Source organism: Halopseudomonas pachastrellae (genome assembly GCF_900114765.1).
Taxonomy (GTDB): Bacteria; Pseudomonadota; Gammaproteobacteria; order Pseudomonadales; family Pseudomonadaceae; genus Halopseudomonas; species Halopseudomonas pachastrellae.
Genome location: NZ_FOUD01000004.1, coordinates 117,872 through 143,618, shown reverse-complemented (window position 1 = coordinate 143,618; position 25,747 = coordinate 117,872). Strand labels below are relative to the sequence as shown.

The 25,747-nt window shown below is 58.5% G+C and carries 20 protein-coding genes; 5 read left to right on the top strand and 15 right to left on the bottom strand.

Features of this window, described 5'->3' with window-relative positions; all coding sequences use genetic code 11:
• Positions 1-40: 40 nt before the first annotated feature.
• The 15 genes from BM116_RS04480 to rfbF all read right to left on the bottom strand — a co-directional run bounded on the left by BM116_RS04480 (position 41) and on the right by rfbF (position 21,060).
• On the bottom strand, positions 41-4,438 hold the full coding sequence (locus BM116_RS04480; protein ID WP_407920298.1) for a glycosyltransferase: 4,398 nt from the start codon (positions 4,436-4,438) through the stop codon (positions 41-43).
• Positions 4,439-5,284: 846 nt separating this feature from the next.
• Positions 5,285-6,256, bottom strand: a complete 972-nt coding sequence (locus BM116_RS04475; protein ID WP_169847212.1) for an FkbM family methyltransferase — start codon at positions 6,254-6,256, stop codon at positions 5,285-5,287.
• An 11-nt stretch (positions 6,257-6,267) separates the two neighbouring features.
• Positions 6,268-7,323, bottom strand: a complete 1,056-nt coding sequence (locus tag BM116_RS04470) for an NAD-dependent epimerase/dehydratase family protein (protein ID WP_083723518.1) — start codon at positions 7,321-7,323, stop codon at positions 6,268-6,270.
• Between the two features lie 7 nt (positions 7,324-7,330).
• Entirely contained in the window at positions 7,331-8,131 is an 801-nt protein-coding gene (locus BM116_RS04465; RefSeq protein WP_235846691.1) for a class I SAM-dependent methyltransferase, read from the bottom strand.
• 71 nt (positions 8,132-8,202) lie between these two features.
• On the bottom strand, positions 8,203-9,033 hold the full coding sequence (locus tag BM116_RS04460) for an SDR family oxidoreductase (RefSeq protein WP_083723522.1): 831 nt from the start codon (positions 9,031-9,033) through the stop codon (positions 8,203-8,205).
• Positions 9,020-10,126: a Gfo/Idh/MocA family protein gene (locus BM116_RS04455; RefSeq protein WP_217648996.1), complete on the bottom strand. Its 1,107-nt coding sequence runs from the start codon at positions 10,124-10,126 to the stop codon at positions 9,020-9,022. The genes BM116_RS04460 and BM116_RS04455 overlap by 14 nt, the downstream gene beginning before the upstream one ends.
• Positions 10,078-10,965: a sugar phosphate isomerase/epimerase family protein gene (locus BM116_RS04450; protein ID WP_083723526.1), complete on the bottom strand. Its 888-nt coding sequence runs from the start codon at positions 10,963-10,965 to the stop codon at positions 10,078-10,080. The genes BM116_RS04455 and BM116_RS04450 overlap by 49 nt, the downstream gene beginning before the upstream one ends.
• A 1-nt stretch (position 10,966) precedes the next feature.
• Positions 10,967-12,754 (bottom strand): thiamine pyrophosphate-binding protein, encoded by a 1,788-nt coding sequence (locus BM116_RS04445; RefSeq protein ID WP_083723528.1) that lies wholly within the window; start codon positions 12,752-12,754, stop codon positions 10,967-10,969.
• Between the two features lie 20 nt (positions 12,755-12,774).
• On the bottom strand, positions 12,775-13,953 hold the full coding sequence (locus tag BM116_RS19100) for an FkbM family methyltransferase (protein WP_169847213.1): 1,179 nt from the start codon (positions 13,951-13,953) through the stop codon (positions 12,775-12,777).
• Positions 13,954-13,964: 11 nt separating this feature from the next.
• The gene (locus BM116_RS04435) at positions 13,965-15,860 is read right to left on the bottom strand and encodes an N-acetylneuraminate synthase family protein (protein ID WP_083723532.1); all 1,896 of its coding nucleotides are present in this window, start codon (positions 15,858-15,860) and stop codon (positions 13,965-13,967) included.
• The gene (locus tag BM116_RS04430; RefSeq protein ID WP_235846701.1) at positions 15,857-17,203 is read right to left on the bottom strand and encodes a GHMP family kinase ATP-binding protein; all 1,347 of its coding nucleotides are present in this window, start codon (positions 17,201-17,203) and stop codon (positions 15,857-15,859) included. The genes BM116_RS04435 and BM116_RS04430 overlap by 4 nt, the downstream gene beginning before the upstream one ends.
• 14 nt (positions 17,204-17,217) lie before the next feature.
• The gene (locus BM116_RS04425) at positions 17,218-17,913 is read right to left on the bottom strand and encodes a sugar phosphate nucleotidyltransferase (protein ID WP_083723536.1); all 696 of its coding nucleotides are present in this window, start codon (positions 17,911-17,913) and stop codon (positions 17,218-17,220) included.
• Positions 17,913-19,235 (bottom strand): lipopolysaccharide biosynthesis protein RfbH, encoded by a 1,323-nt coding sequence (gene rfbH / locus BM116_RS04420; protein WP_083723538.1) that lies wholly within the window; start codon positions 19,233-19,235, stop codon positions 17,913-17,915. Before rfbH ends, BM116_RS04425 begins: the two co-directional genes overlap by 1 nt.
• Positions 19,232-20,308, bottom strand: a complete 1,077-nt coding sequence (gene rfbG, locus BM116_RS04415) for a CDP-glucose 4,6-dehydratase (protein ID WP_211276230.1) — start codon at positions 20,306-20,308, stop codon at positions 19,232-19,234. Before rfbG ends, rfbH begins: the two co-directional genes overlap by 4 nt.
• On the bottom strand, positions 20,290-21,060 hold the full coding sequence (rfbF, locus tag BM116_RS04410; protein ID WP_083723542.1) for a glucose-1-phosphate cytidylyltransferase: 771 nt from the start codon (positions 21,058-21,060) through the stop codon (positions 20,290-20,292). The genes rfbG and rfbF overlap by 19 nt, the downstream gene beginning before the upstream one ends.
• A 278-nt stretch (positions 21,061-21,338) precedes the next feature.
• Here rfbF and rfbB point away from each other — a divergent pair, with 278 nt between their 5' ends.
• The 5 genes from rfbB to BM116_RS04385 all read left to right on the top strand — a co-directional run bounded on the left by rfbB (position 21,339) and on the right by BM116_RS04385 (position 25,721).
• The gene (gene rfbB, locus BM116_RS04405) at positions 21,339-22,430 is read left to right on the top strand and encodes a dTDP-glucose 4,6-dehydratase (RefSeq protein WP_235846690.1); all 1,092 of its coding nucleotides are present in this window, start codon (positions 21,339-21,341) and stop codon (positions 22,428-22,430) included.
• A 21-nt stretch (positions 22,431-22,451) separates the two neighbouring features.
• Complete coding sequence (gene rfbA / locus BM116_RS04400; RefSeq protein WP_083723544.1) at positions 22,452-23,330, top strand: glucose-1-phosphate thymidylyltransferase RfbA; 879 nt, start codon at positions 22,452-22,454, stop codon at positions 23,328-23,330.
• Positions 23,327-23,872 (top strand): dTDP-4-dehydrorhamnose 3,5-epimerase, encoded by a 546-nt coding sequence (gene rfbC, locus BM116_RS04395; RefSeq protein WP_083723546.1) that lies wholly within the window; start codon positions 23,327-23,329, stop codon positions 23,870-23,872. The genes rfbA and rfbC overlap by 4 nt, the downstream gene beginning before the upstream one ends.
• A complete protein-coding gene (gene rfbD / locus BM116_RS04390) occupies positions 23,872-24,738 on the top strand; it encodes a dTDP-4-dehydrorhamnose reductase (protein ID WP_083723548.1) in 867 nt (288 codons plus the stop codon). Before rfbC ends, rfbD begins: the two co-directional genes overlap by 1 nt.
• A gap of 116 nt (positions 24,739-24,854) precedes the next feature.
• Complete coding sequence (locus tag BM116_RS04385; RefSeq protein WP_083723550.1) at positions 24,855-25,721, top strand: alpha/beta fold hydrolase; 867 nt, start codon at positions 24,855-24,857, stop codon at positions 25,719-25,721.
• The last annotated feature ends 26 nt before the right edge of the window (positions 25,722-25,747 follow it).

Below are 25,747 nucleotides of genomic sequence, written 5' to 3'. Positions count from 1 at the left end.
GCAACAATCCTTTAGTGACCGTTCGTCGCCCGTGAGCGGTTCAGGGCAACCACCCCTGCTGCCAAGCAACCAGCCCCTGCTCGTCCAGCATCCAGTGATCACGCACCGCGTGCTGCAACGCCTTGCCCTGCGCGGCCGAGGCGTCGGCATCAGATAAATGCATGCGAATGGCGTCCACCCAGTCCCGGTAGCGATTCTTCACGCGCGTCACCGGCAGCTCGCCGGCGTAGCAGCGCACGTCAGAGCAGACAACCGGGTAACCGCAGGCTCCGTACTCCAGCAGGCGCAGATTACTCTTGCACTCGTTGAAAAGGTTTTCTTCGACCGGCGCCAACGCCAGGTCCAGATTCAGCTCGGCCAGCTTGCGCGGATACAGATTGATCGCGACACCCGGATGAAACTCGTGGACATAAGGGCGCAGACTGTCGGGGCACATGCCAAAAAACACCCACTCCACCTCTGCAGCCAGCTCCTTGACCACATCCAGAATCAGCTCCAGATCCCCGGTGTGACTGGAGCCACCGGCCCAGCCAACCCTGGGCTTGCGTGACTGCCCGCGCGTGGAGGCAGGCAACTGCCCCCACCAGCGCGGATCAAGCCGGTTGTGCACCACCCGGATATCCGGGTGGTAGCCGCTGAGCGCGTCGGCCAGCGGCTCGGTGGAGACCACAAACCGATCCACCAGCGACAGACCGCGCTTGAGCGAGCGTACAATGTCCTTCGGCATATTGCTGCGATGGGCGCTCTTCATCGGCAGGTTGGGCAGGTAGTCATCCAGCTCGTAGACCTTGAAGGCAGATGAAAACGCCTTCATACGGCGCATGGCTTCCAGCCGCTCGTCGCCAATCTGACGCTGCAGAATGACCACGTCCGGCGAATAACGCTCCAGATCAACCGCGTGCATCAGCCCCTGGGAGAGCGCCCCGTCCACCAGCCCTGCCTCACTGAGTGCGTTAAATGGCTGGATGACGCGATAGTGCCCGCAGCCGAATACATCAGCCGGATGCGCCAGCACCACTGGCTGCGGGCGCCAGATATCCAGCGGACGCCAGGAAATCTGCGGATCGGTCAGCTGAAAGCCGCCCTTGCGAACCAGCGAGAAGTTGGCATTGTAGGCCGCATCACGCGCCAAGCGCGGTAGCCAACGCTGATAGAGCGCATCTTCCACCTCTACGGTCATGCCACTGGGTTCACTGGCATGCAGTAGCGTGGCTGACGGCGTCCAGACCAGTAGGTGACCGCCATCGGCCAGGCGCAGGCAAAAATCTATCACCGCCGCCTGGCCATCCAGAGCACCCGCGTCCAACCCACCAAGGTCAACGTAGACAGACTTGCGTACCAGCAGACAGGCATCGCCGAGGGCGCTGGGGTTATGGTCTACCTGCAAGCGCTGCATGTAACCGGGCGCATCAGCCGCCTCACCAACAAAGGGGCTTGATGCCGGACCGCGTAAGCCCAGGACCAGGCCCGCATGGGTAATCTTGCCGTCGGAATCCACCAGCCTCGGCCCTACCGCCCCCACCTCGGGGCGCAGCGCGTGGTTCATCAGCGCATCCAGCCAGCCGCCATCCAGCACCGCCACCTCGGCGCGCAACAGCAGCAGGTACTCACCCTGGGTATTTAGCGCCGCCTGGTTGCACAAATCGCTGTAAATCAGGCGCTCGGGCGTGCGCAGCACCTTCAGACGCTCACTGCCCATGCCTTCAACCGACTGCAGCCACTCGCGGGTAGTGGCCTGTTCACTGGCGTTGTCGATCAGCAGAATCTCGTAGTGCGGGTAACGCGTATGCTCCAGCAGACTCATGACGCAACGCTGGGCGGCGGCCATCTGGTCCTGCACGATAACCACCACCGAGACCAGCGGCTGCTCAACATGGCCGTAATCAACCCGATACTGGCCGGGCCGGACCGCCTGAACCTGCGCATGCTCGTAGCCACGCACCTGCACATGACGCAACACCGCGGCACGTTCGGCAGCCGAGTCATTGAGCACCGGCGCATCGCTGAGCACCAGCGGCTCAGCCACGTGCCCCAAGCCAACGCCGCCTTGCTGGTTGATCAGACGCAAAATGGCATCCAGTTCGATGATCTCGCCTGCATCCTCGGCAAAGCCGCCCAACGACAACAAGGCTTCACGCCGGAATAGCCAATTGGCCGATAACCCACGCGGGAAGCTGAGCAGATAGTCGAGGTTAAAGTCAGGGCGCAGCGCAGCGCCGTAGTCGCTGCCGTCCTGACGGAACAGCGCATCGGCAAAAATGGCGCGGCAATCAGGATTCGCCAGCAGCTCCAGCGACAGCATCTGCAGGCCGCTGGCAACCAGCTCGTCCCCTGCCCGCAACAGCATCACCCAGTCGCAGTCGAGCTGGGCGAGCTGTGCATTGAGCTGAGCCGGCCAGCCTTGCCCGGAGCACTGGGTCCAGGCCACAGCCGACGACGCAGGCGCAGCATCGACACTCATCACCTGCATGGCGATATTGCCCGCGTCGACCTGCACGGCAAGCGAGTCCAGCGACTGCTGCCGCAAGGCTGCATCGCCGTCCAGATCCAGCAGTATCACCGTCAGGCGCGCACTATCCTCGCGATGCGCCGTCACGTAGTCCTTGGCCAGGCGCTGCTGCGGCGCTGTCAGCTTGCGTGCCGACAGCCAGGTACGCACCGGTGTTGGATCACCCTTGGCCACCACGCCCAGGCTGCGTAACTTGGCCGCACGAGCCTTGCGCACGCGCTCACTGCCCAAGTCCGAGTGACGGCGGTAGATCTCCTGGTACAACCCAGCGTAATCCTTTGCTGCACGCTCTGAGCGACGTTCGTCGATCTCATCAGGCGCCCGCATTCTGACTTCAACAGTGGTATCTGGCAGATGCACAAAGTCAGCCTGAGCGGCCAAACGCAGCAAAAACTCCCAGTCCTCCAGGCCCGTTAGGGTTTCGTCAAAATCACCCGCCGCCAGCACCAGCTCTCTTGCGCAGGCAAAAGTGTTGACCGGAATGTAGTTATCAACAAACAGTTGCTCTTTCGAGTAGCGGTCGTGGACATAGCGCTGCTCGCGAGCGAGATCGGTACGCTCGCCTTGTTCCAGCTTCTCGGTCACAAAAGAGGCGTTGGAGTAAACCACCACATTAGGCTGGTACTCCAGAGCACTGGCCAACGTCTGCAAGTGCTCGGGCAGAAAAAGGTCATCGTCATCTAGGTAGGCAATATACCGCCCCCGAGCCAGTCGAAGCGCTGCATTGCGAGCGGCAGCCGGACCGCCGTTGACGCCTTGGCGTAGATAAGTCAATGCGAACTCAAAACCATCGAGCAGCGCCTCAACCGGTTCACCATTATCGTTGACCAGAATGACTTCAAAATCTTGCAGCCTCTGCGCGGCTAAGCTGCGCAGAGCATCCAACAGCAGCGCTGGCCGGTTATAAGTCGTAAGCAGGATCGAAAAGAGCGGCTTTTTCTCAGACACCAGTGCTTTCAACTGCTCACACAATGCCCTCGCTCGCCTGCCAAGTTGGGTATCAAATTCGTTCGGAAACTGCGACAAACGACGCTGCACGTGTGCAGCGACTTCCAACTCTCGACCTTGCAAGCGTCCAGCACCGCCACGCTGCAATACACTCTCAAGCAGGAGCACATGGTCTTCCAGCGGCGCTGTGGAAGCATAAAATCCTCTGGAGTACTGCGAGCCATGCAACCGGTAACTGACTCCTGGCTCATTGACGAAGACGAAGTCCGGATAGCGCTCAGCAAGCTGAATCACCATCTCCCAATCACCTGCTCCTTTGAGAGTTCGCTCCCAATTACATGCGGCGAGATACGCAGAGCGACGAATGACAGCAGCAGAGGGAGTAATGTAATTGTCGTAAACCAGCAGATCGGCAACTTCGTTGCGCCCTCCCACGTAATCGCCATGCCGATAACCCGGATGCCTCTGCACCTGCACCTCAGCCCCCGACTCATTCACCCAACGTATGGGGGTGTAGCCCAATGCGCTCTGCGGGTTGGCGTCCAGCAGACCGATGAGTCGCTGCAAATGCCCGGGATTCAGGAAGTCGTCGGCCATGAGCAAGGATAGAAACTCGCCTGTGGCAACGCGAATCCCACTCTGAACATTGAAACCTGGCCCTATGTTCCAGCGATTGCGGATGTAACGGACCCTCGAATCACCGGCAAAGGCCGCTACGACCTGACGCGTGTCATCAGTAGAGGCATTGTCCAGAACCAAAATCTCGACAGCGTCCAGGCCCTGGTTCAAAACCGATTGCACGGCCTGCCTCAAGAATCGACCGTAGTTGTAGGCCGGAATAACGACACTCAGCTTTGGCGTAAGGCCACGTATTTCAATTGCATGCTCAGCAATAACGGACGTAAAAATATTTATCCAGCAATCTATGGAATACGGATAACTGTCCGGCCCGTTAAGAAAGTCGCTCAGCGACGCGCACATGGCTTGATACACGTCTGGTGAAAGTGCTTTCAGAAAACGATCCAAAGCCTGCCTGTCAGCGAACTGACCCGCATCAAAAAAAGCGTCCTGCGGGAACCACTCGGGGACAGGCCATGAGGACAAGTGAACTGGTAAGGCGCCCGCTGCGAGCGCTTTCAGCCATTGCGCAGAAAGTTGGCCAGGTTGGTCTTGCGGTGTATCGCAGAGCGCAAAGTGGGCTTTATTCAACTCGACGCCCGATCCGCCGTCGTAAATCCGCGGCTGGCCCTTCACGAAGGCGCGTGCCTTTAAGCCGGAGTGCGGCAGGTCAGTTGGCTGTGTCAATTGAACCTGTGCAGTGGCTTCACCTCGCTGACCCGGAGGCAGGAACACGCGCGCAAACTTTTCGGTCGGATACTCCATTGCCTCTGGCAGAAAGAGATATAGCTGTTCATGACCTGACAGGGCCAGCGTGACCTGCCTATCGCGACGCCAAGCTACCAACAATACAGCCTGATACTGGTCTGCTGAGTCAGCGCTGACAATACGATCAAAAATCAAACCGTTCGCATCGCCATAGCTTTTCAATGGGAGCCAGTTAAGGAGTCCCTGTATCTGGCGCCAGTCGTCATCAGCAAGCAGAAAAGACTGATTCAGATCCTCCAATGCGGCACCTGCAATACCTATGCGCCAAGGGGCTCCCTGGCAACGGCCACCTGCAATCAAGGCCCAGTCATTCATATTGTTCTCCAGTGCCAACCCCCACCTAGTAAAGCGTCAGCAATATAGTTCGCGATTGGAATATGCAGCTAAAGTCAGAGGCCGGACTTTCAACGCGCCGCGCAAGCGCGCAACCCAATAGACGTATCATCGACCATCGTCACCTGATTGCCACCGCGCGATAACCTCGCTGTGCCTGTCGGGGTGCATGAAAACGAAATTGGTTTGTACCGTATCGTCTGTCACCGCATGACACGGCTCCAGTAGACCGGTATGTTCAGAGGAAAATACCCATGCCCGGTAACCAAAGGATGCCAGCAACGCAAACACATCATTCGGGTGGTAACCAAACACAAGGGACCACTTCCTAAGCAGCTCCATCAGGATGATCGGCCGTTGCTTCAAGGTATCCAGCGCGCCCTCGATTACCATCAATTCCGCGCCCTCAACATCGATCTTCATGACGGTGGGAACCAGCCCTCGCTGCTTGCACACATTATCCAGCGTACTGGTTGTGCAGAGCACCTCGCGTATCGGCATGGCGCCACGCTCCTGCCCCGTCATCTTCAAGGAAGTGGCTCCAGAAACATCATCAGCCACCAGAAACGCCAACTCATCTTCCTTGTTGAACAGCCCCAGGCATAGCGCTTGCACATTATTCAGCTGGTTCAGTGAAATGTTTTTCTCAAGCCTGGACACCGTGCCGGGAACGGGCTCAAACGCATATATACTTCCGCCGGGCGAATGCTTTCCGAGTACAAGAGAATACCAGCCGAGGTTGGCACCAATGTCGAGGAACAGATCACCATCGTTGAAAACCGATTTAAGAAAGGCCGTTTCATTCGCTTCATAACCACCTAAACCGAGCAAGGCGTAGGGTGTTGCATGCAGGTCAACAGCATCCATGTACATTGCAATACCGTGTTCGAGCGATCTTATAATCACCCCATTCGGGGTAATGGAAATACTTTCAACGTCGGTGCCATAGAGAAAGTCAGGGTAATCAAAAAGGCGCTTATGGTAGTCGTTGATTTCGCTTATGTAATCCAGTGTCGACATCAAGCCAGAGCCAAGCTTCTGCTTAGCCGCCAGTAGTGCGTTCTGCTTATTTTCAGACATCGAGCGCTCTCTCATAAGACACTAGTGAAATATCGCAACATTCTCGCAAAACCGATCTCGGGCCGAGTAGAAGGCCGCCAACCCAATTTGGCCATTTTGCCTAGATCGAAGTGCCCGCTGGGACGGAACTCGGCTTTCTTCGCTGAACTACCACTGCATCGGACTTGCAACCCCTGATAGGGAGACAATCGCGCAATCAACTGCGCCACTTCCAGAATAGTCATTTCCTCATCAATACCCACGTTATAAGCCGAGCCACCCTTGCCTTCGAGCAGAAGCAGCAAAAAAGCTGCCGTCATATCAGCTACATAACAAAATGGCCTGCTGCTGCTTCCGTCGCTCAGTAATACGATGTCCCTGCCAGCCAAAGCATCAGCGAGGAAGTCGGCCAGCGCCCGCCCATCATCCAGATCCACCCCGGGGCCGTAGGTGTGTGAGATGCGCGCAATTACGGCATGCACCCCATATTGTCGTTGGTAGCAGGCGCACAAGGACTCGCCCATACGCTTGCTCTCGCCGTAACAGGCGACCGGATCAAGGGGGTCAAGGGTGCCAAAATCAGTTTCGGTAATAGCCGCCGAACCATCACCATTGCCGTATACGGCACCGCTGCTCATGAACAGCAACCGAGCACCATGCCGACGTGCCAACTCGAGCAAATTGGAGGTGCCCAGAACATTCGCGTTGGCGGTACCGACGGGGTCCTGCAGGTAGTATTTGGGGCTACCCGGACTGGCCGCGTGGATGACAAAATCGAGCCTGCCCAAGCACACAGGGGCACAAACGTCCTGAACAATGGGTGTAAACCAGGGCTGCTCAAGCAAATGCGGAAAACGCTGCTGAACTTTCAAATCTGTCCGCGCCATCGCGTGGATAATGACCGGGGAGTCAAGCTTGCCCTCATTCAGCCAGGCCAGGTACTCCACCAGGTAGGCCCCAAGAAATCCGGTCGCTCCAGTAACAAGAATGTGCTTTCCGGCGAAACGAGACCAGTCCAATCCCAGCTGAAAGATAGCATGCAGGTCTTCCTCGATAACCGGGTGGCGTTGCGGAGTGCATGTGCTCATGATCAGCTCACTCTCGTCGAGACAGCTTTGCCAGCACACCAAGAACCTCACTTTTCGTCCAACCGATATCCACTGGCAGATGCAGGCATTCCACCACCTCAAGCCCTAGGCGCTTGAGCATGCAGCGCACAGCGTCCTCAGTGTAAAAGTTGATGTGCTCATGCCAATGCCGCTTCAGCGGGGCAAGTTGGCGATTGTCGGGGTGTTCTCTGATCAGTGCTTCGTGAGGGACCTCAAGATACAGCAGAGTATCCGAGTCCAGTACGGGGCTCAGCTGCTGCAAGAACTCCAAGGGGAATGGCACGTGCTCTAGCACCTCACTGCATACCACCAGGTCATAATGCTGTCGCTTCAGGTGTTCAGCGCCAATGCGAGTGGCCCCAGGCAGCACATCAACGCCTGAAATATCATAGACATGCAGTGGCGCCGCACGACCCAGAAACGGGCTATTGATACCAGTATCACCGCCCCAATCAAGCACGCGGGGTTCAGGTGGCAAATACCGTTCGAGCCAGGCCTCCACTTCCGCAATGTAATCTGCACGCTGCTGATAATGCGCTGCAACGTTAGCGTAACCAGGTTCAAAGTGTATTCGTTGAGCGTTATAGGTCGCGTCACGGTAGTTCTGATAGAGCGCGGCCATCTGCTGATCGGTAAATCGATAGTCAAGAAAGAGTACACCGCAATCCTGACATTGCAGCGAGTTACAGAGGCTGTAAGCCATACCCTGACGAAGATCACGCAGCCCCCAATCGACGGTAATTTCAACCGGTTGATGACCAAACGCACGGTAGGCGACGAAAGGCATTAGCACTGCGGGTGATCGATTTAGATTAGTGCTTGCGCAACAGATGCAGGCGGAGGCAATGGGCTCTCGGGTCACCATGTACTGCGCCCTCCGTCTATCACAAGGTTCGCCCCATTCATATAGGACGAAGCGTCAGAGCACAGAAAGGCAATCGCGCCACGGTACTCATCCTCGTCAGCCATTCGGCCAAGCGGGATAAGCTGCGCCAGCTTGCTAACAAATACGTCGCTTTGCCCCGCATACACACCGCCCGGTGACAGCGCATTACAGCGCACGCCCTGCTCGCACCAGTAGGTCGCCAGATACTTGGTCAAGCCAATCAGCCCATGCTTGACCACCGAGTAGGTAACCGGTTTCACAGGCTGATTATCCGGCTCAACACCTTCTTTACGGTACAGGCGTTGGTCGGGCGCTATGACGCCCAGGTCAGAGGCAATATTGATGATTACCCCGCCTCCCTGCTGCGCCATTTGCTGACCGAAGACCTTTGCACAATTGAAGGCACCGCCCAGACCCACGTCCAGATCCAGACGCCACTGCTCCCAGGGGAAGTGCTCTAAACGGGAAAAGTCCTGCCCACCGGCGTTCTCCACCTTCGGATTACGCGCCGCATTGTTGATCAGGATGTCTACGCGCTCGTGGTGCGCCTGCAACTGCTCCCAAGCTGCGCGCAGCGCGTCGATATCAGTGATATCTGCAACCAGCGTCAGCGCCTTGCACCCTGTTTCCGCCTCCAGTCTGGTGGCGTTATCGGCAAGTGTTTGGGCATTGATATCAAGCAGTACCGGTAAGCCACCTAGCGCAGCGATGGTGGCTGCGTGCTGATAACCCAGCAATCCTGCGCCGCCGGTAACCACCGCGACCCGGCCATCCAGGCGAAATAGCGTTTCAACGCTGGCCATGAATGCTCACCTCACTCAACTGCACCTCACATCCCTCACGCAGAGAGCGCCGCGCTGCCAAGGCCATACGCAAACTTTGCATGCCATCGACCAGATCGACTACCGGCTTGCTCCCGTTAGCCAAACACTCAAGGAAGTGCCGAGCCTGTGCCAGGAACATGTCATTGCGTTTGAAGTCGGCAAAGTCATTCTGCTCGCACAGCTCCCCCGCCTGGTCATAGACATACAAGCGATTGGCAATCAGATCCATTTCTGCACAGCCGGCATCACCAACTATCCTGAACTTGCGCGACGGAGGACGCTGCACAAAATCCTGATGCAGCAGGAGAGGGAAACAGCCACGCTCACCGTCAAACCGCATCAACGAAGAGGCACTGTCCTCAACATCAATCTCCAGGCCGCTCAAATGCCCGCCATGGGTCGACAGGCTGTGGGGCAAGCCGAAATACCAATAAATCAGATCCATTTCATGGATCTGAGATAGGATCACCCCGCCACCCTGATCAGCGCGCGCAGCGTACATCTGCCGGTAATCTTCGTAGCGGTGCCAATTGGGCAGATACTCGCCAATCTCTGAGCGTACGCTCACGAGCCGTCCAAAAAAGCCGTCATCAAGCAAGGCCTTGAGCCGTTGTAAGCCAGGATGAAAGCGGAAGTTATAACCGACATGGAACAGCAGCTCGCGCTTCTGAACCTCGGCCAGCAGTTCATCCAGACCGTTCGAATCGCTTGCTAACGGCTTTTCCATGAATATCGGAACGCCGGCCCGCGCGCATTCCAGTGCCACAGGTACATGCAGCGCGTTAGGGTTGCAGATAAAAACCGCCTCAGGCTGCTGCGCGAGAGCATCTGCCAGCTCGTGATGTACCTGAATGGCGTAATCCTTTTCCAGATCCGCTCCCTCATCGACTGTGAGGTTATCCAGCAGCTTGATACGCTGCCTTCGTACCCGATAGGCGTGCACCTCCAGCGTGTCACCCAGCAACAAGCGCAGGTTACGCAGATGGCGCTGCCCGATACCACCCAGCCCACAGAACAGAACCTTCACGATAGCGCTCTCTTGTCGTCGTTCAGGGCAAAGCCGCGCAGCCATTGCGCTGCCAGGCTGGCCATTTCCGCAAGCCAGCGCGGCTCGTCCCCTGGCTCACCGCGCGCGACCTGCAGCACGAAGTCACCGCGGTAGTCATACTTGATCAATTGCTCGCGCAGGCTACGAAAATCGGTGTCACCCTGGCCCAGCTCAACGGTGCTACCACCGTGCTGACGGTCCTTGATATGCACACTGCCCACGCGCGAGCCATAGGCCGCAAACTCATCTGCAGGCAAATACCCCAGCGAAGCGCTGTTGCCCGCGTCATAGTTGACGCGGACCAGAGGATGCTCAAGCGCCGAAAGCAGTCGTTGAAAAGTATCAGGGGCAAGGTCGGTTTCAAGGTGCAGTTCTACCGCATGCCGTTCGGCGCTGGGCAATACCTGACGCAATGCTTTAATCACCTCCGCTCGCTCCGCGTCACTGCGAATACTCGAGGCATCGACGAAGGGCAAAACCACACGCCCTACTCCAAGCTCTCCACACACCGCAAGCAGCCATTCCAAGCGCTCAAGCAAAGCAGCACGCTCCCCAGCGCTGGTGCGTAACAGTGGGCGGTCCATGAAATAGTCGGCACAAACCGATACCACCGCAATCTCGTGCTCTTTAAGCAAGCAGAGTAATTCCTGGCGCCCTTCTTCAGTTTCTATCGGATTTGCGCCCTCACCGTAGAGATCGTAAATCCATTCGATCCCGCGCAGACCAATCTGCGCCGCACGCTCTATTTCCAGGCGCCAATGACGGCGAGGAAAGGACTGGAAGCGCCCCGCTTCGGGCGCGCTGAGCCTCCCCTGCATGGTATACAGGCCGCCCTCGGCATAGGCACTCAGAAAGTCAGCCATCTCAGTCCTCCACCAACGGGATAAGCATATTGGCGCGCAGTTCATCACGCTCCAGGAAGGGAAAGAGGTCTTCCAGCGGGCTGGAAACCATGGCGCCGTTCTGTCCGATGCGCGAGGTTATGCGCGGGCCAATTGCTTGATCCGGCTCGACCATCACTTCACACACCACAGGCCCCTCATGCACCAGCGCCTGCCCAATAGTAGCGCGCAGGTCGCCAGTGCCATCGACCCGCAAGACGGGTAGACCAAAGGCCGCGGCCAAAGCCGAAATGTCCGGCAACGTCAGGCCAGAGGTTGGGTCACAGCCAATTGTCTGCTTGAAATAGCCGCCCTGGGATGCGCGAATTGACGCATAACCGTTGTTATTGAGCACAAAATATTTGATTGGCAGCTGCAGGCGCCGAACCACTTCCAACTCCTGAATATTCATCACAAAGCCGCCATCGCCATCGATGGAAACCGTACGGCGGCTGCCGCTACCCAGGCACCCGCCGATGGAGGCAGGCAACCCGTAGCCCATGGAGCCAAGTCCACCGGTGGCAACCGCTCGCTGGCCGCGCTTAAGGCGCAGCGCCAGCCAGAAGGTGTCCAGCGCTGCACCTGAACTGCCGGGGATAATCTGGTCGCCCTCAACGAGTAACTCGGAAAGCACTTCGGTAAATACGTAGGTATTAACATAGTCACTCGGCTGTCGATACTCATCCAGCACAACAGGGTAGGATGCCTTCCATTCGGCGCAGCGCGAACGCCATGCATCGCACTTCAGGGAGGCTCCCGCACTGACCCGCTGCAACTGCTGGATAAAGACCTTTGCGTCGCAAACAAAGCGTTCGTCTGGCATATCACCCAGTTTGGCTATCTCGGCGGGATCCACATCAACCACGACGATCTCGGCGCCACGGGCAAAGTGCTTGCGGTTGAAGCCAGTAATGGAAAAATCCATCCGGCAGCCAATGGCCAGCACCATGTCGGCATTTTGTACCGAGAAGTTAGGGCCACGCGGCGCGACCGTGCCACAGCGACCCGCGTAAAGCGGGTGATCATGCTCCAACAGATCACCGCCAATCCAGGTCGTCAGGGTCGGGATGCGCAAGCTCTCAATAAGTTGCCGCAGCTCAGCCTCTGCCCCGGCTGCGTGCACGCCATTGCCGACCAGCAGTACCGGACGCTGCGCGGACCGCAACCGATCGATCAGCCGTGCCAGTGCCGCTTCATCCGGCAGCAGCAGCTCAGTCTCATCCGGGATGAAGCCTTCCAGCTGCTGTGGATCTATCTCGGTTGCCTGCACATCCAGAGGCACGTCAATCCATGCCGGGCCCTTACGTCCGCTGAGCATCAGATGCAGGGCTTTCTCCAGTTCATAACGCACGCGCAAGGGATCCAGCAGGCATACTGAATACTTGCTCAAGGGCCCAGCCACACTGACGATATCCAGCTCCTGAGTACCCAGTTGGCGCAGGCCGCTGTCGCCCTTCAGATCCGCACGCTTTACCTGGCCTGAAACAAAGAGTGTCGGGGTCGATTCGAACCAGGCTCCTGCCAGCCCCGTGAGGGCATTGGTTGCTCCGGGGCCGGAGGTCACGAGACACACGCCGATACCGCCCGAGGTGCGCGCATAGCCCTCCGCCGCTATCGCCGCACCTTGCTCGTGCAACATACTGACAGGCGTCAGCCGAGTCTGACGATAAAGCGCATTATTCAAGTGCATCGCGCCACCGCCAGGTAGAAAGAAAATATGCTCCACGCCCTGCTTGGCAATGAACTCAAATATATAGTCGGCAACACGCATGGGGTTACTCACAGCACAGGTCAAGTTGGAAGGCGGTCTTTCGGCACGGCATACAGCACTAGGTCCCAGCCCTCCGCCAAGTGCGGGCAGAGACTGAAGTGGTAGTGCGGATAGTATTCGTGCAATTGCAGCGGGATGCTCCACAGATGATCTTGCTCGTGATACACACATACCGCGATCACCGGGTGGCACTCAGAAATCACCCGACGGCCACCAGCCAGACATTGCGGCTCAAAACCTTCGATATCGATTTTGATAAACGTAGGAGGCAGTCCGGTGGTGCTCATCTGATCGAGCGTGGTCATACGCACCACTTGGTCACCGTGTCCAACCCGTGAAGATGCGCCCTGCTCAGCTTCAATACGGGATTCGCCTGCGCAATCGCCCACCGCAGTAGAATGGGCATGTACATTCGACAGAGAGAGCTGCGCCAGGCGGGCGGTCAGCTTGGAATAGTTACTGGCTTCAGGTTCAAAGCAGTGAATCTCGCGGTACCCACGCCCCGTTGACAAGTAGTCCTTGACGGTGTCGCCGTCAAATGCGCCAACGTCGTATATCACCTCGTCGACAATACGGGTGCTGAAATGATCATCGAAATAAATTTGCCGGGCGGAGGCAATCGGCAGCAAATCGTGATCAAGCGACAAGCGCCACTCGACATGATCCACGAACATCTGCCTGGACTGCTCGTCACATAGCAAAGAAAAAGCCCTTCTTACCTGCTCAGCCTGCAGGATGACCTTCTCTGGCAAGTCCAGCGAGTAGTGGGGCAAAAAGGTATCGGGATATCGCCAAGCAAGATGACCAAATAGCGCGATCCGCTTGAACCCCCTCTGTCGCAGCGGTACAAGACGGTCTGACATACGATCGCTGATATGTCCGCTCCAGATAGTGCAGATCACACTAGGCAGATTGTCCTTGTCTTGCTCGGCGAGCTGCGTCGGGCTCATTACCGGCACGGCGTCAATCTCTGTGCCCCACACCGCAGGGTTGTTGTCGATAAACGCACGCGGCACAAATCCCATCTGTTTGAGGGCCACCAGAGCCTTGCGACCCAGATGGCTGGCGCCAAAAAGAACGAAAGGAGAATCCAGCCCGCCAATCAACTGCTCTAGACTATGCTGCTGGCGGCGGCGTACCACTTCCAACGGCTCAGACAACAAGCTTTCCAGACGCTGGCTCAAGGGGGTGTCCAACATAACTGAATTCCTCATAAAGATTGCAAGTAGGCCAACGCTGACCAAAACCCAGCACCATGATCCTTGTGGCCTTGCCAGACTTCTGGGATGAAGCTGACATCGCTGGCCCCGACCTGCGCCCAGGTGGCCGGCCAGTCCACATCGCCTGTGCCCATCAGTACGCCTTCGCCGTTGGAGCCTTTGGCATCGGCCACATGCAGATGAGCGGACAGGGGTAACAAGCGCCGCAATGCCTGCTGAAAATCCAAACCAAAGTGAAAACAAGTCATCTGTAAATGGGAGAGATCCAGACAAAGGCGCAACTCCAATTCCTGCGCCTTTTGCGCCAGCTCGTCCGGCATCATGAAGATGTTCTGGTGGCGTTGGCCACCAAAGTGCCAGGGGAACGGCGCCATGTTCTGCGGAATTAGCTCGGTGGAGCCAAAGTCAATCTGCGCGCGCGAGTCGCGAAAGCGCGCGTAAAGCGCCTCGCGCTGCTCCACGGGCAGCGGCGCGTCAGCGGAAAAGCCACCCACGTTGGCCACAATCAGCTGCGCATCTGCCTGCGGGAAAAAAGCGGCAATACGCTGAGTCGCATCCACCACCCGCTGCAGGTTGACGATGGAGCGCTGCCGATAGGCTTCATCCTCGGCAACCAGATCAAGCAGCTCACTATTCTCGAATAGTTCAGGCGCATGCACGACCAACCGATTGCAGGTAACCGTTTCGAGATAGGGTTCAGGGTCGACCGACAAGTCGCGATACGAGAGGTGAAACTCAAACAAATCGGGTGAGACACGCGCGCGATACTGCAAAAAATCGTGGTAACGTACTGGAACGCCCCAGCGTATCGGCAAGTCAAACACCAACTGTTCCTGCCCTGCACCGGCAATATCACTCTCGAACAGGAAGTCGCCCTGTTCAATATCACGGCAAGCAGAACGCCCCAGCAGGTCTGCTAGACGATAGGGAGGCACTCCCTGACCGGGGCTGGCAATCCGCAGCTTATCCTGCGTGAACACTTCCCCTGCGTTGATCTTGGTGGCGGCTATCACGCTCTTGCCGAGATTCTCGCGGTTAAGCAGCTCTCCCTGACTAACCTGACGTTGCATACCTGCGCAGGGTAGCGCCTTTTCCAGTTGTCGAACGCCGTCTACCAATTGCTTGAACTCGGTTGGCTCAAGGCTTGCCAGGTGGTCCGGCCCTTCCATATTCCGATCCAGCGTGATGTGTCGCTCAAGCAACTTGGCACCCAATGCGACCGCGGCAAATGAAATGGCAATGCCTCGCTCATGCCCCGAATAGCCAACCAAACCGTGCAGTTCACGCAAGCGAGCAATGTAACTGAGCTGAATATCCGTCTCAGGCGCCGGATAGGCACTATTGCAATGCAGCAAGGCAAAAGGCACCTGCAAGGCTCGCAATTGCTCAATCGCAGCCACCACCTCATGCTCGTATGACATACCCGTGGAGAGAATCATCGGCTTGCCCAAGGTCGCTGCCTTGGCAATCAGGTAGGGATTGCACAAATCTGCCGAAGCCAGTTTGACCGCAGGCAGGTCGAAGTCGGCCAGCGCATCAACACTGGCCTCATCCCAAGGCGTGCAGAGATAAAGAATATCTTGGCTCGAACAGTAGTCGCGCAACTCCCTGTGCTCTGCCAGTGTCAGCTCGACCTTGTCCAGCAGGTCCTGAATGTACTCCACACCCAGGTCTTCGGCACGTGAGCCATCAGCCTTGCTGCGGTAGAGTGCGGCGCGGTTGCGCAGCTGAAACTTGACGCAGTCGGCACCCACCGCGATGGCAGCATTGACCAGCTGCTTGGCGAGATCGAGCGAGCCATTGTGATTATTGCCCACCTCGGCAATAACGAATATCCGATCACTGCCGACGGAAAACCCACCGATATCCATGCTTGCGCCAGTCATTGTATTTTTGTCCGCCATGAGGTCACGCCACTGGATTCAAATCGAAAATTGGTTGTCGAGCAGCCTATCTCATGCATGGCACGAACAACTGCCTGACGATGTTGGGGCTGTACATAGAACAGGAAAAAGCCGCCGGCGCCGGCCCCCAGCAACTTGCCACCGAGTGCGCCTGCACCCCTCGCCTTGGCGTAAATATCATCCAGTTTGTCGTCGCTAACGGCGGAGGAAAACTGCTTTTTAAGCATCCAGGCTTCATGCAGGCATAGGCCAAAATCAAACAGCTCGCAGCGAATGAGGTGACGGTGCATTCGCCGACACAGCGTCACGCTTTCGCGCAGTAGATCGGTCTGCGAAAGCTCCGCCTCCATTTCCTGGCGCTGCATTTCGTGCAATTGTCCCGAGTCATGCAGCGCGCCCGTGTCGCAAAGCACCAGGCAGGCCTCCAGCTCGAACCGGGCCGCCTCTTCAAGGCGTATGGGGTGCACCAGGTTACGCTGGTTCTCGAACTCGATCAGATTGAAGCCGCCGAACGCAGACGCGTACTGATCCTGCCAGCCGCCGGCAATGCCAAAGCACAGCCGCTCTGCCTGAAAGGCCAACTCGGCTATTTCATAGGTATTCCAACGATCCTGTCGCAGCTCATTGAAGGCTGCGATGATCGCCGTGGTTGCCGCCGAGGAGCCGCCCAGACCAGACCCCACGGAAAAATCAGACCGCAAATAGAGATCAAAACCATAGGCAGGCCGAATGACCGAGACAATAGTTGCCAGCAGGCTCTTGTGCTCACTTGTCAGCAGCTGCGACAAACTCGGGTAATGCTCCTCGTGCGCAATATCCTCGGAGTAGATATGCACACTGGCGTCATCGCGCGGTACCAGTGTCGCGTGCGCGTAGAGCCCTACCGTGCAACTGAGCACGGCAGCAGGATGATCAACAAAGAAGTAGGTCAGATCCGCGCCGCCGCCACAAAAACTCATTCGCACCGGCGCACGAGCACGCGCCAGCACCGGCACTTCCGGGCTAGCCGTCATTTGTCGGGTATAAATCTCGCAAAGACGCCCGTTGGCGTCCAACCCTGGCAGCGCGTTGTAGCCCAAATCAAAGGTTTTCAACAACTGCTCACGCGTGGCGCCCAGTCCAACCGCGCGGAAGTTGCGATTCATGCACGCGGTGACCGGCAGCTTGGTGTCGCCGCCCTGCAGCAAATAACGCCGCACATCACCGTTGGTCACGACCCCCACCAGACGCTCTTGCGCCTCAACGACAAAGGCAATCTGCAGGTCTCCCGACTCGATGCACTTCACCGCGTCAAGAATCGTCTCATCCACCCGGACCGTGAGCATATCCAGTAACCGGCTCATTGCTGCGCACTCCTATCCGAGGAGGCTTTGAAGGCGGCAAGTGCCTCCGGGGTTCCAATATCGACAAAAGAGCCAGCGTAGGGAGCGGCTCGCAGCTCGCCACGCGCTATCAGTGCCGGTAAAAGGTCCAGCTCCATCGAACAGGGACGCGGTTGCTCCCCAGCCATTGCGGCAGGGGTGAAACAATACACTCCGGCGTTAACCAATCCTGGGCCAGTCTCGCCTTTTTCCAACAACTCGAGCACATGCCCATCATCCGCTACCCGCAGACTGCCGAAGCGCGCACGATCGACCGCTTCCACCCCCACTATCACACTGTCGACACCATCGCTGCGCAAGCGGAAGGCATCATGAGTGAGATAGGTATCGGCATTGAGCACCAGATAGGGCGCATCTACAGGATGCTGCTGCAGGGCGTTGAGTAGCGCCCCGCCGGTCCCAAGCGGATGCGGCTCGATGACCAGGTCCAGCGGTAACTCAGCGCCTTGCGACAGGTCTGCGAGCATTGTCTCCAGCTGATCAGCACGGTACCCGGCGCAGAGCACCGCATGCTCTATACCGGCGGCCTTGAGCTGCCTCAATAGCAGCAGCAAAAACGGCTCGCCGTTAACGTCAACCATGGCCTTCTGTCTGCCCTTGGTCACCTCACGCAGACGCGTCCCCAACCCTCCGCACAGGATATAGGCGCGCATCACACAATCCTCGCAAAAAACGTCTCAAGACTGCGGGCGATATGCTCCAGGTGCGGCCCCCCCAACCCCGGCCATATACCTACCCAGAAGGTGTCGCGCATGACTTTCTCAGTCACCGGCAAATCACCGACAGAGCGATAAGTTCTGCCCTGCATATAGGGCTGACGCAACAGGTTGCCGGCAAACAGCAAGCGCGTGCCCACGCCCTGGCTGTCGAGAAACGGTAGCAGATCAACCCGGCGATGCCGTTCGCCATCACGCAGGGTCAGCACAAAGCCAAACCAGGAAGGATCGCTGCCAGGCGTTGCTTCAGGAAGAATCAAGTAGTCCGACAAGCCGGAAAGACGCTTGTGCAACCAGGCAAAGTTGCGACGCCGGGCAGCAATAAACTCGTCGACTCGGTCCATTTGCGCCAAGGCGCAGGCAGCCTGCATATCGGTGATCTTGAGGTTGTAGCCAAGGTGGGCATAGGTGTACTTATGGTCATACCCGGCCGGCAGAGCACCCAGTTGCCAGTCGAAGCGCTTGCCGCAGGTATTATCCTCGCCCGGTGGGCAGTAACAGTCGCGCCCCCAGTCCCGGAAGGACTCCATGATCCGTTTCAGCAGCGGCTTGTTGGTGAATACAGCGCCGCCCTCACCCATGGTGATGTGGTGCGCAGGGTAAAAGCTCAAGGTGCCAATATCGCCAAAGGAGCCGACCATCTTACCGTCGTAATGCGCGCCCAGGGCGTCGCAACAATCCTCTACCAGCCACAGGCCGTACTTGTCACACAAGGCGCGTACGGTTGCCAGATCAAACGGGTTGCCAAGTGTATGAGCCAGCATGATGGCCTTGGTCTTGGGGCTGATCGCCGCCTCGATTTGCGACGAGTCGATATTGCAGGTGGCCAGGTCAATATCCACAAACACCGGCACCGCACCGCACTGAATAATCGGGTTGACCGTGGTAGGAAAGCCGGCGGCAACCGCGATCACCTCATCGCCCGGCAATATGGCGCGCTCGCCCAGTCGAGGAGAGGTCAAGGCGCAAAAGGCCAGCAGATTGGCTGATGAGCCGGAGTTGGTAGTCAGCACACAGCGCCGGCCCAGATAATGGGCCAACCGTTTTTCAAATGCGGCGTTAAAGCGCCCGGTGGTCAGCCAGCCGTCCAGCACCGCGTCGGTCATCATCTCCAGCTCGGGCGCGCCGATCACCTTGCCTGACGGCGGCACCGTCGTCTGCCCCAGAACAAACTCGGGCGCGGCAAAGCTCAGATCAGCATACTCCCTCACCTTCTGGGCTATTTCCTCTCGTAGCGCCTGCTTTCTCGCATCACTCATGGCAGCGCCCTTTCATAGCTCCGTATCTGCTGCCTGCACAACTCAACCAGATCAGCACCCTCTTGCCATCCCCAATGCCACTCAAGCGTGCGCTGCAATGCGGCTTCCACATCCCAGCGGTTGCGCCAGCCCAGCAGTTGGCCGGCACGGGAGGAGTCCAGCGCCAAGAGGGAGGCTTCATGGGGTTGCGTCTGCTCGGCAACCCGCCAACTCACTGGCCCTGTTCGCCAAAGCCGGGCGAGCCGCTCGACCAGCTCACCGACACTGACCACACCGGCCGCGTCAGGCCCGAAATTCCACGCTTCAATGTTCTCGTCAGGCTTGCTCAGCAGCCGCTGGGCAAGCAACAGATAGCCGCATAGCGGCTCCAGCACGTGCTGCCAGGGCCGGGTGGCCTGCGGATAGCGCAGCACCAGCTCCTGCCCCGCGTCCCAGGCGCGCAGCACGTCAGGCAGCAAGCGCTCCTCAGCCCAATCGCCGCCGCCAATCACATTGCCAGCACGCGCGGTAGCCAACTGCACGCCGTTGGCCGCAAGGAAAGATTGTCGATAGCTGTTGCACACCAGTTCGACACAGGCTTTTGAGTTGCTGTAGGGGTCGATGCCACCCAGTCGATCCTGCTCGCGATAAGGCCAGAGCCACTCACGGTTCTCGTAACACTTGTCGGTTGTCACCACGACTACTGCTTTCAGCCGCTGGCTGGAACGCAGTGCTTCCAGCAGGTGCACTGTGCCCATGACGTTGGTTGCGTAGGTCTCCACCGGGTCGCGATAGGAGGCTCTGACCAGCGGCTGGGCGGCCAGATGAAACACCACGTCTGGGTCAACGCGGCGCACCGTATCCACCAGCGCAGCCTGATCGCGCAAATCGACGTAATCGCCATTTACCTGAGCATCAAGCCGCGCCACCTGCCAGAGCGACGGCGCTGTTGCCGGTTCAAGGGCAAGTCCATACACCCGGGCGCCCAGCATCTGCAGCCAAATTGCAAGCCAGCCACCCTTGAATCCGGTGTGCCCGGTCAGCAGGACGGTGCGCCCTTTCCAGCACTCTGCGTTCAGTCCCACAGACACCACTCCGCAGCGCCACTTTTCCAGCGCTCTTCCAGAAAGTTACGATCACGCAAGGTATCCATCGGCTGCCAAAAGCCGTGATGAAAATGACACATAAGCTGCCCCTCAGCAGCCAGCCGGCGCATCGGTTCAAACTCCCAGGTCACCGAGTCGTCGGCGATGTAGTCCAACGCCTGAGGCTGCAGGACAAAAAAACCACCATTGATCCAGCCGCCATCTCCCAAAGGCTTTTCCTGAAACCCCGAGACCTGGTTACCGTTGATGTCCAGCGCGCCAAAACGTCCGGGGGGCTGGACCGCCGTCACGGTAGCCAGCTTGCCATGCTGCTTATGGAAGGCAACCAGCTCACTGAGGTTGATATCAGCGACACCATCGCCGTAAGTGAAGCAGAACGGCTCATCACCCAGGTACTCGCGGACCCGCTTCAGCCGCCCACCAGTACCGGAAGACTCGCCAGTATCCACGAGCGTCACGCGCCACGGCTCGGCATGGCGTTCATGGATGTGCATGCGGTTTTCCGACATATCAAAGGTCACATCGGACATGTGCAGGAAGTAGTTGGCGAAGTACTCCTTTATCACGTACCCCTTGTAGCCGAGGCAAATCACAAAGTCGGTAATCCCGAAATGCTGATAAATCTTCATGATGTGCCAGATGATGGGCTTACCACCCACCTCTACCATGGGCTTGGGCTTTAAATGCGACTCCTCACTGATTCTGGTGCCTAGCCCACCGGCAAGAATGACAGCTTTCATTGTTTTATCCCTCTCAAGGAGCACTCACGAACAGAGCAACGCCAACGCTTGGCATTGTGCCGAAAAATAGCGAACAACTAAAACGCAAGCAATTTTCCAGCCAAGCAAAAAATTTAAATTAAATTCAAACAGTTATGCCAGAGTAACGTTAAAAAACCACATGAGCTACCATTACGCCCTGGCGAAACCGTCAAGAATCCTGGCTTTCGATGCGACGTGTCGCCGTTAAACGGCTCCAACCACGGGTCAACACTGGTCCGTAACAAGAGGCAACCTCAGTGCCCCAGTCCCACCGCACCCTAAAATTCCTGATCACCGGCGGCGCCGGCTTTATCGGCTCTGCGGTCGTCCGCACCCTGCTTACCAGTACAGCGCATGAGGTGCTGAACGTCGACAAACTGACATACGCGGGCAACCCGGAGTCTTTGGCCCCGGTAGAGCAGTCACCCCGCTACCGCTTTGCTCGTCAGGATATCGGCGACCAGACCGCCATGAGCGCGCTGCTGCACGATTTTCAACCGGATATCGTCATGCACCTGGCCGCCGAGTCTCACGTTGACCGCTCCATCGACGGGCCGCGCGAATTCATCCAGACCAACATTGTCGGCACCTACAGCCTGCTGGAAGCCTGCCGCGAATACTGGCTGAGCCTGCCAGCCGAGCGCCGCGCGACCTTTCGCTTTCACCATGTCTCTACCGACGAGGTGTACGGTGACCTTGAGGGCGATCACGACCTCTTCACCGAGACCACCGCCTACGCCCCCAGCTCGCCCTACTCTGCCAGCAAGGCGGCATCGGATCATCTGGTACGCGCCTGGCAGCGTACCTTTGGCCTGCCGGTGGTGGTGACCAATTGCTCCAACAACTACGGGCCCTATCACTTTCCGGAAAAGCTGATTCCGCACATGATCCTCAATGCACTGCAAGGCAAACCGCTGCCGGTCTACGGCGACGGCGGCCAGGTGCGTGACTGGCTGTACGTTGAGGACCACGCGCGGGCGCTGATTGAGGTAGCCACCCGGGGAGCGGTGGGTGAGACCTACAACATTGGCGGGCACAACGAGAAACGCAATATCGAGGTCGTCGACACTCTGTGCCAACTGCTCGACGAACTGGCTGCGGATGAGCGTCCGGCGGGGCTTGCCAGCTATCGGGAGCTGGTCACCTTCGTCAAGGACCGGCCCGGACACGACCGCCGCTACGCCATCGATGCGTCAAAAATACAGCGCGAACTCGGCTGGACGCCACAGGAGACCTTTGAAAGCGGGATACGCAAGACCGTGGAATGGTATTTGCTTAACCGCCAGTGGTGGCAGAACGTGCTCAGCGGCAATTATCAGTTAGGGCGCTTGGGCCATACTCAGGACTGACTCCAACAACAGGATGCAATCATGAAAGGCATCATACTCGCCGGCGGTTCCGGCACTCGTTTGCACCCGATCACCCGCGGCATCTCCAAGCAGCTATTGCCAATCTACGACAAGCCGATGATCTACTATCCGCTGTCGGTGCTGATGCTGGCCGGCATCCGTGAGATCCTGATCATCTCCACGCCGCACGACCTGCCCAACTTTCGCAATCTGCTGGGCGATGGCAGCGACTTTGGCATTCACCTCAGCTACGCAGAGCAGCCTTCTCCAGACGGCCTGGCCCAAGCCTTTCTGATCGGTGAAGAGTTCATCGGCGACAGCAACGTCTGCCTGATTCTGGGCGACAACATCTTCTATGGCTACGGCTTCAGCGCCATGCTCAACGAAGCGGCCCAGCGCGGCAGTGGTGCCACCGTGTTCGGTTATCACGTGAGCGACCCCGAGCGCTTTGGTGTCGTTGAGTTTGATGACCAAGGCATGGCGGTATCAATTGAAGAAAAGCCGGCCCAGCCCAAATCCAACTACGCCGTGACCGGCCTGTATTTCTACGACAACGATGTAATCGAGATCGCCCGCGGCATCAAACCATCGGCTCGGGGCGAGCTGGAAATCACCGACGTGAACATGGCGTACCTGGAGCGCGGCGACCTCAACGTCAGCCTGCTTGGGCGCGGTTTTGCCTGGCTGGACACCGGCACCCACGACTCACTGATGGACGCCAGTTCCTTTGTGCAAACCATCGAGGCGCGCCAGGGCCTGAAGGTTGCCTGCCTGGAGGAAATTGCCTACCGCCAGGGCTGGCTCAGCGCCGACACCCTGCGCGCCGAGGCCAGCGCCCTGAGCAAGACGGGCTACGGCCAGTATCTGTTGCGCCTGCTGCAGCAGGACGGCAAACCATGAAGGTACGCGAAACCGCGCTGCCCGGCGTACTGATTCTGGAACCTCGGGTGTTCGGCGACAGCCGAGGCTTCTTTATTGAAACCTTTCAAACCGAACGCTACGCCGAGCTGGGCATCACCCAGCCCTTTGTGCAGGACAATCACTCGCGCTCGGCACGCGGCGTACTGCGTGGCCTGCATTTCCAGCGCAGTCGTCCGCAGGGCAAGCTGGTGCGCGTCAGCCGCGGCTGCGTATTCGACGTAGTACTGGATATCAACCCGGACTCACCGACCTGTGGGCAGCACGCTTCTGCCATTCTCTCAGACGACAACCACCTGCAGATGTGGGTGCCACCGGGCTACGCCCATGGTTTTTGCGTGCTTAGCGAGATAGCCGACTTCGAGTACAAATGTACCGATTTCTACCAACCCCAGGATGAAGGCGGTGTGCTCTGGAATGACCCGGCGCTGGCCATCGACTGGCCCGTCAGCGATCCGAAACTGTCTGACAAGGACCGCCAGAACCCCACACTGCAAACACTACTGGCAAGCAGGCATAGCTGATGCGCGTTCTCCTCACCGGGGGCAGCGGTCAGGTCGGCCACGCCCTGCTCGCCTGCAAGCCGCAGGGCATTGAGTGCCTGGCGCCAAGCTCCCGTGAGCTGGACCTGAGCGAGCCGCAGCAGATTAGCCAGTTGCTAAGCCATTGGCGGCCCGAGCTGATTATCAACGCCGCGGCCTACACCGCCGTTGACCGCGCCGAAAGCGAACCCGAACGCGCCTTCGCCATCAACGCCAGCGCCGTCGAGCACCTGAGCGCGGCAGCCTGCGCCATTGGCGCACGGCTGTTCCAGCTGTCCACCGACTACGTCTTCCCCGGTGACACAGGCGCCGCACTAGCAGAAGACGCCCCCTGCAAGCCGCTCAACGTCTACGGCGCCAGCAAACTGGCGGGCGAACAGGCGGCGCTGGCCTTGGGCGAGCAGGCGCTGGTGCTGCGTACCAGCTGGGTATTCGGCGCGCACGGCGGCAACTTTGTAAAAACCATGCTGCGCCTCGGCGCCGAGCGCCAGCAGTTGGGCATCGTCTGCGACCAGACAGGGGGCCCAACGCCGGCGCAAGCCATCGCTCAAACCTTGTGGAAGCTGGCAGAGCTGCCCGACGCTCACGGGATCTTTCACTACAGCGGCAACCCGCCCTGCAGCTGGTATGACTTTGCCCAGCGCATCTTCGCCAACGCCGTGCAGCTGGGCCTGCTCATGCAAGCACCGACGCTCTCAGCGCTGACCAGCGCCGAGTACCCCACACCCGCACGGCGCCCCGCCTCGGCCATTCTTGACTGCACGCGCCTGCAGCGTGAATGCGGTATTACTCAACCCGACTGGGCCAGCGCGCTGACCTCCTGCCTGCAACAGATGACAACCCCGTGAAGATCGCCTGAACGGCGCTCCGGTGACACGTCGCTGTCATCTGTCTGGGTTTAGCTGGTGTCGACTCCGACCTGCGCGCCATCGGCGTGCGCTGACCGACTGACACCGAGGTGCCCATGTACGCTGAGAAGGCCGTTATTCGCGTGCACCGTGACTTGAAGGTGCACACCTGGTTCTACCCTAACCCCGAGACCGATGCGACCATCATTCTGGTCAACGGCTCGCTGGCCACCGCAGCCTCCTTTGGCCAGACCCTGCGCTATCTGCAGCCCCTGTTCAACGTGGTGCTATTTGACCAGCCCTACAGCGGCCATTCGCGGGCCCACAACCCGACCCTGCCGTTGATTGGCAAGGAAGACGAAGCGCTGATTCTGCTGGACCTGATCGAGCACTTTCGCGCCGACCACCTGATGTCCTTTTCCTGGGGCGGCGTAGCGGCGATGCTGGCGCTGGCCCAGCGCCCTGCGCGGATTCGCCGGGCACTGGTAACCTCCTTTGCGCCGGTGCTCAACCCAGCCATGCAAGACTATCTCGCGCGCGGCAAGACCCACCTGGCTGCCTGCAATCGCCAGGCCATCGGTGAGCTGATCAACGAAACCATTGGCGAACACCTGCCCTCTCTCTACAAGCGCTGCAACTTCCGTCACGTCAGCAGTCTGGATGAGCATGAGTACGGCCAGATGCTGTTCCATATCCGTCAGGTGCTGGAGCTGGATGCCGATCAATACATGCGCTGTGTGAGCAATATCGATATTCCGCTGCTGTTTATCAATGGCGAGTGGGACAGGTACACCGGGCCGGCGGACGCGCGGCACTTCGCCGACCTGGCGCGCAACGCTCGCTTTGCCAGCATCGCCCACACCGGGCACTTTCTGGATATGGAGCACAAGACCGCCTGGCAGGACATGCGCGCCGCCGTCGAGGGGTTTGTGCTGCAGGCACCCGCCTCCGGCAACCAGCAGCGCCTGGCGCTGGCCGGCTGACAATAAAAAACCCCGGCGAGAGCGCC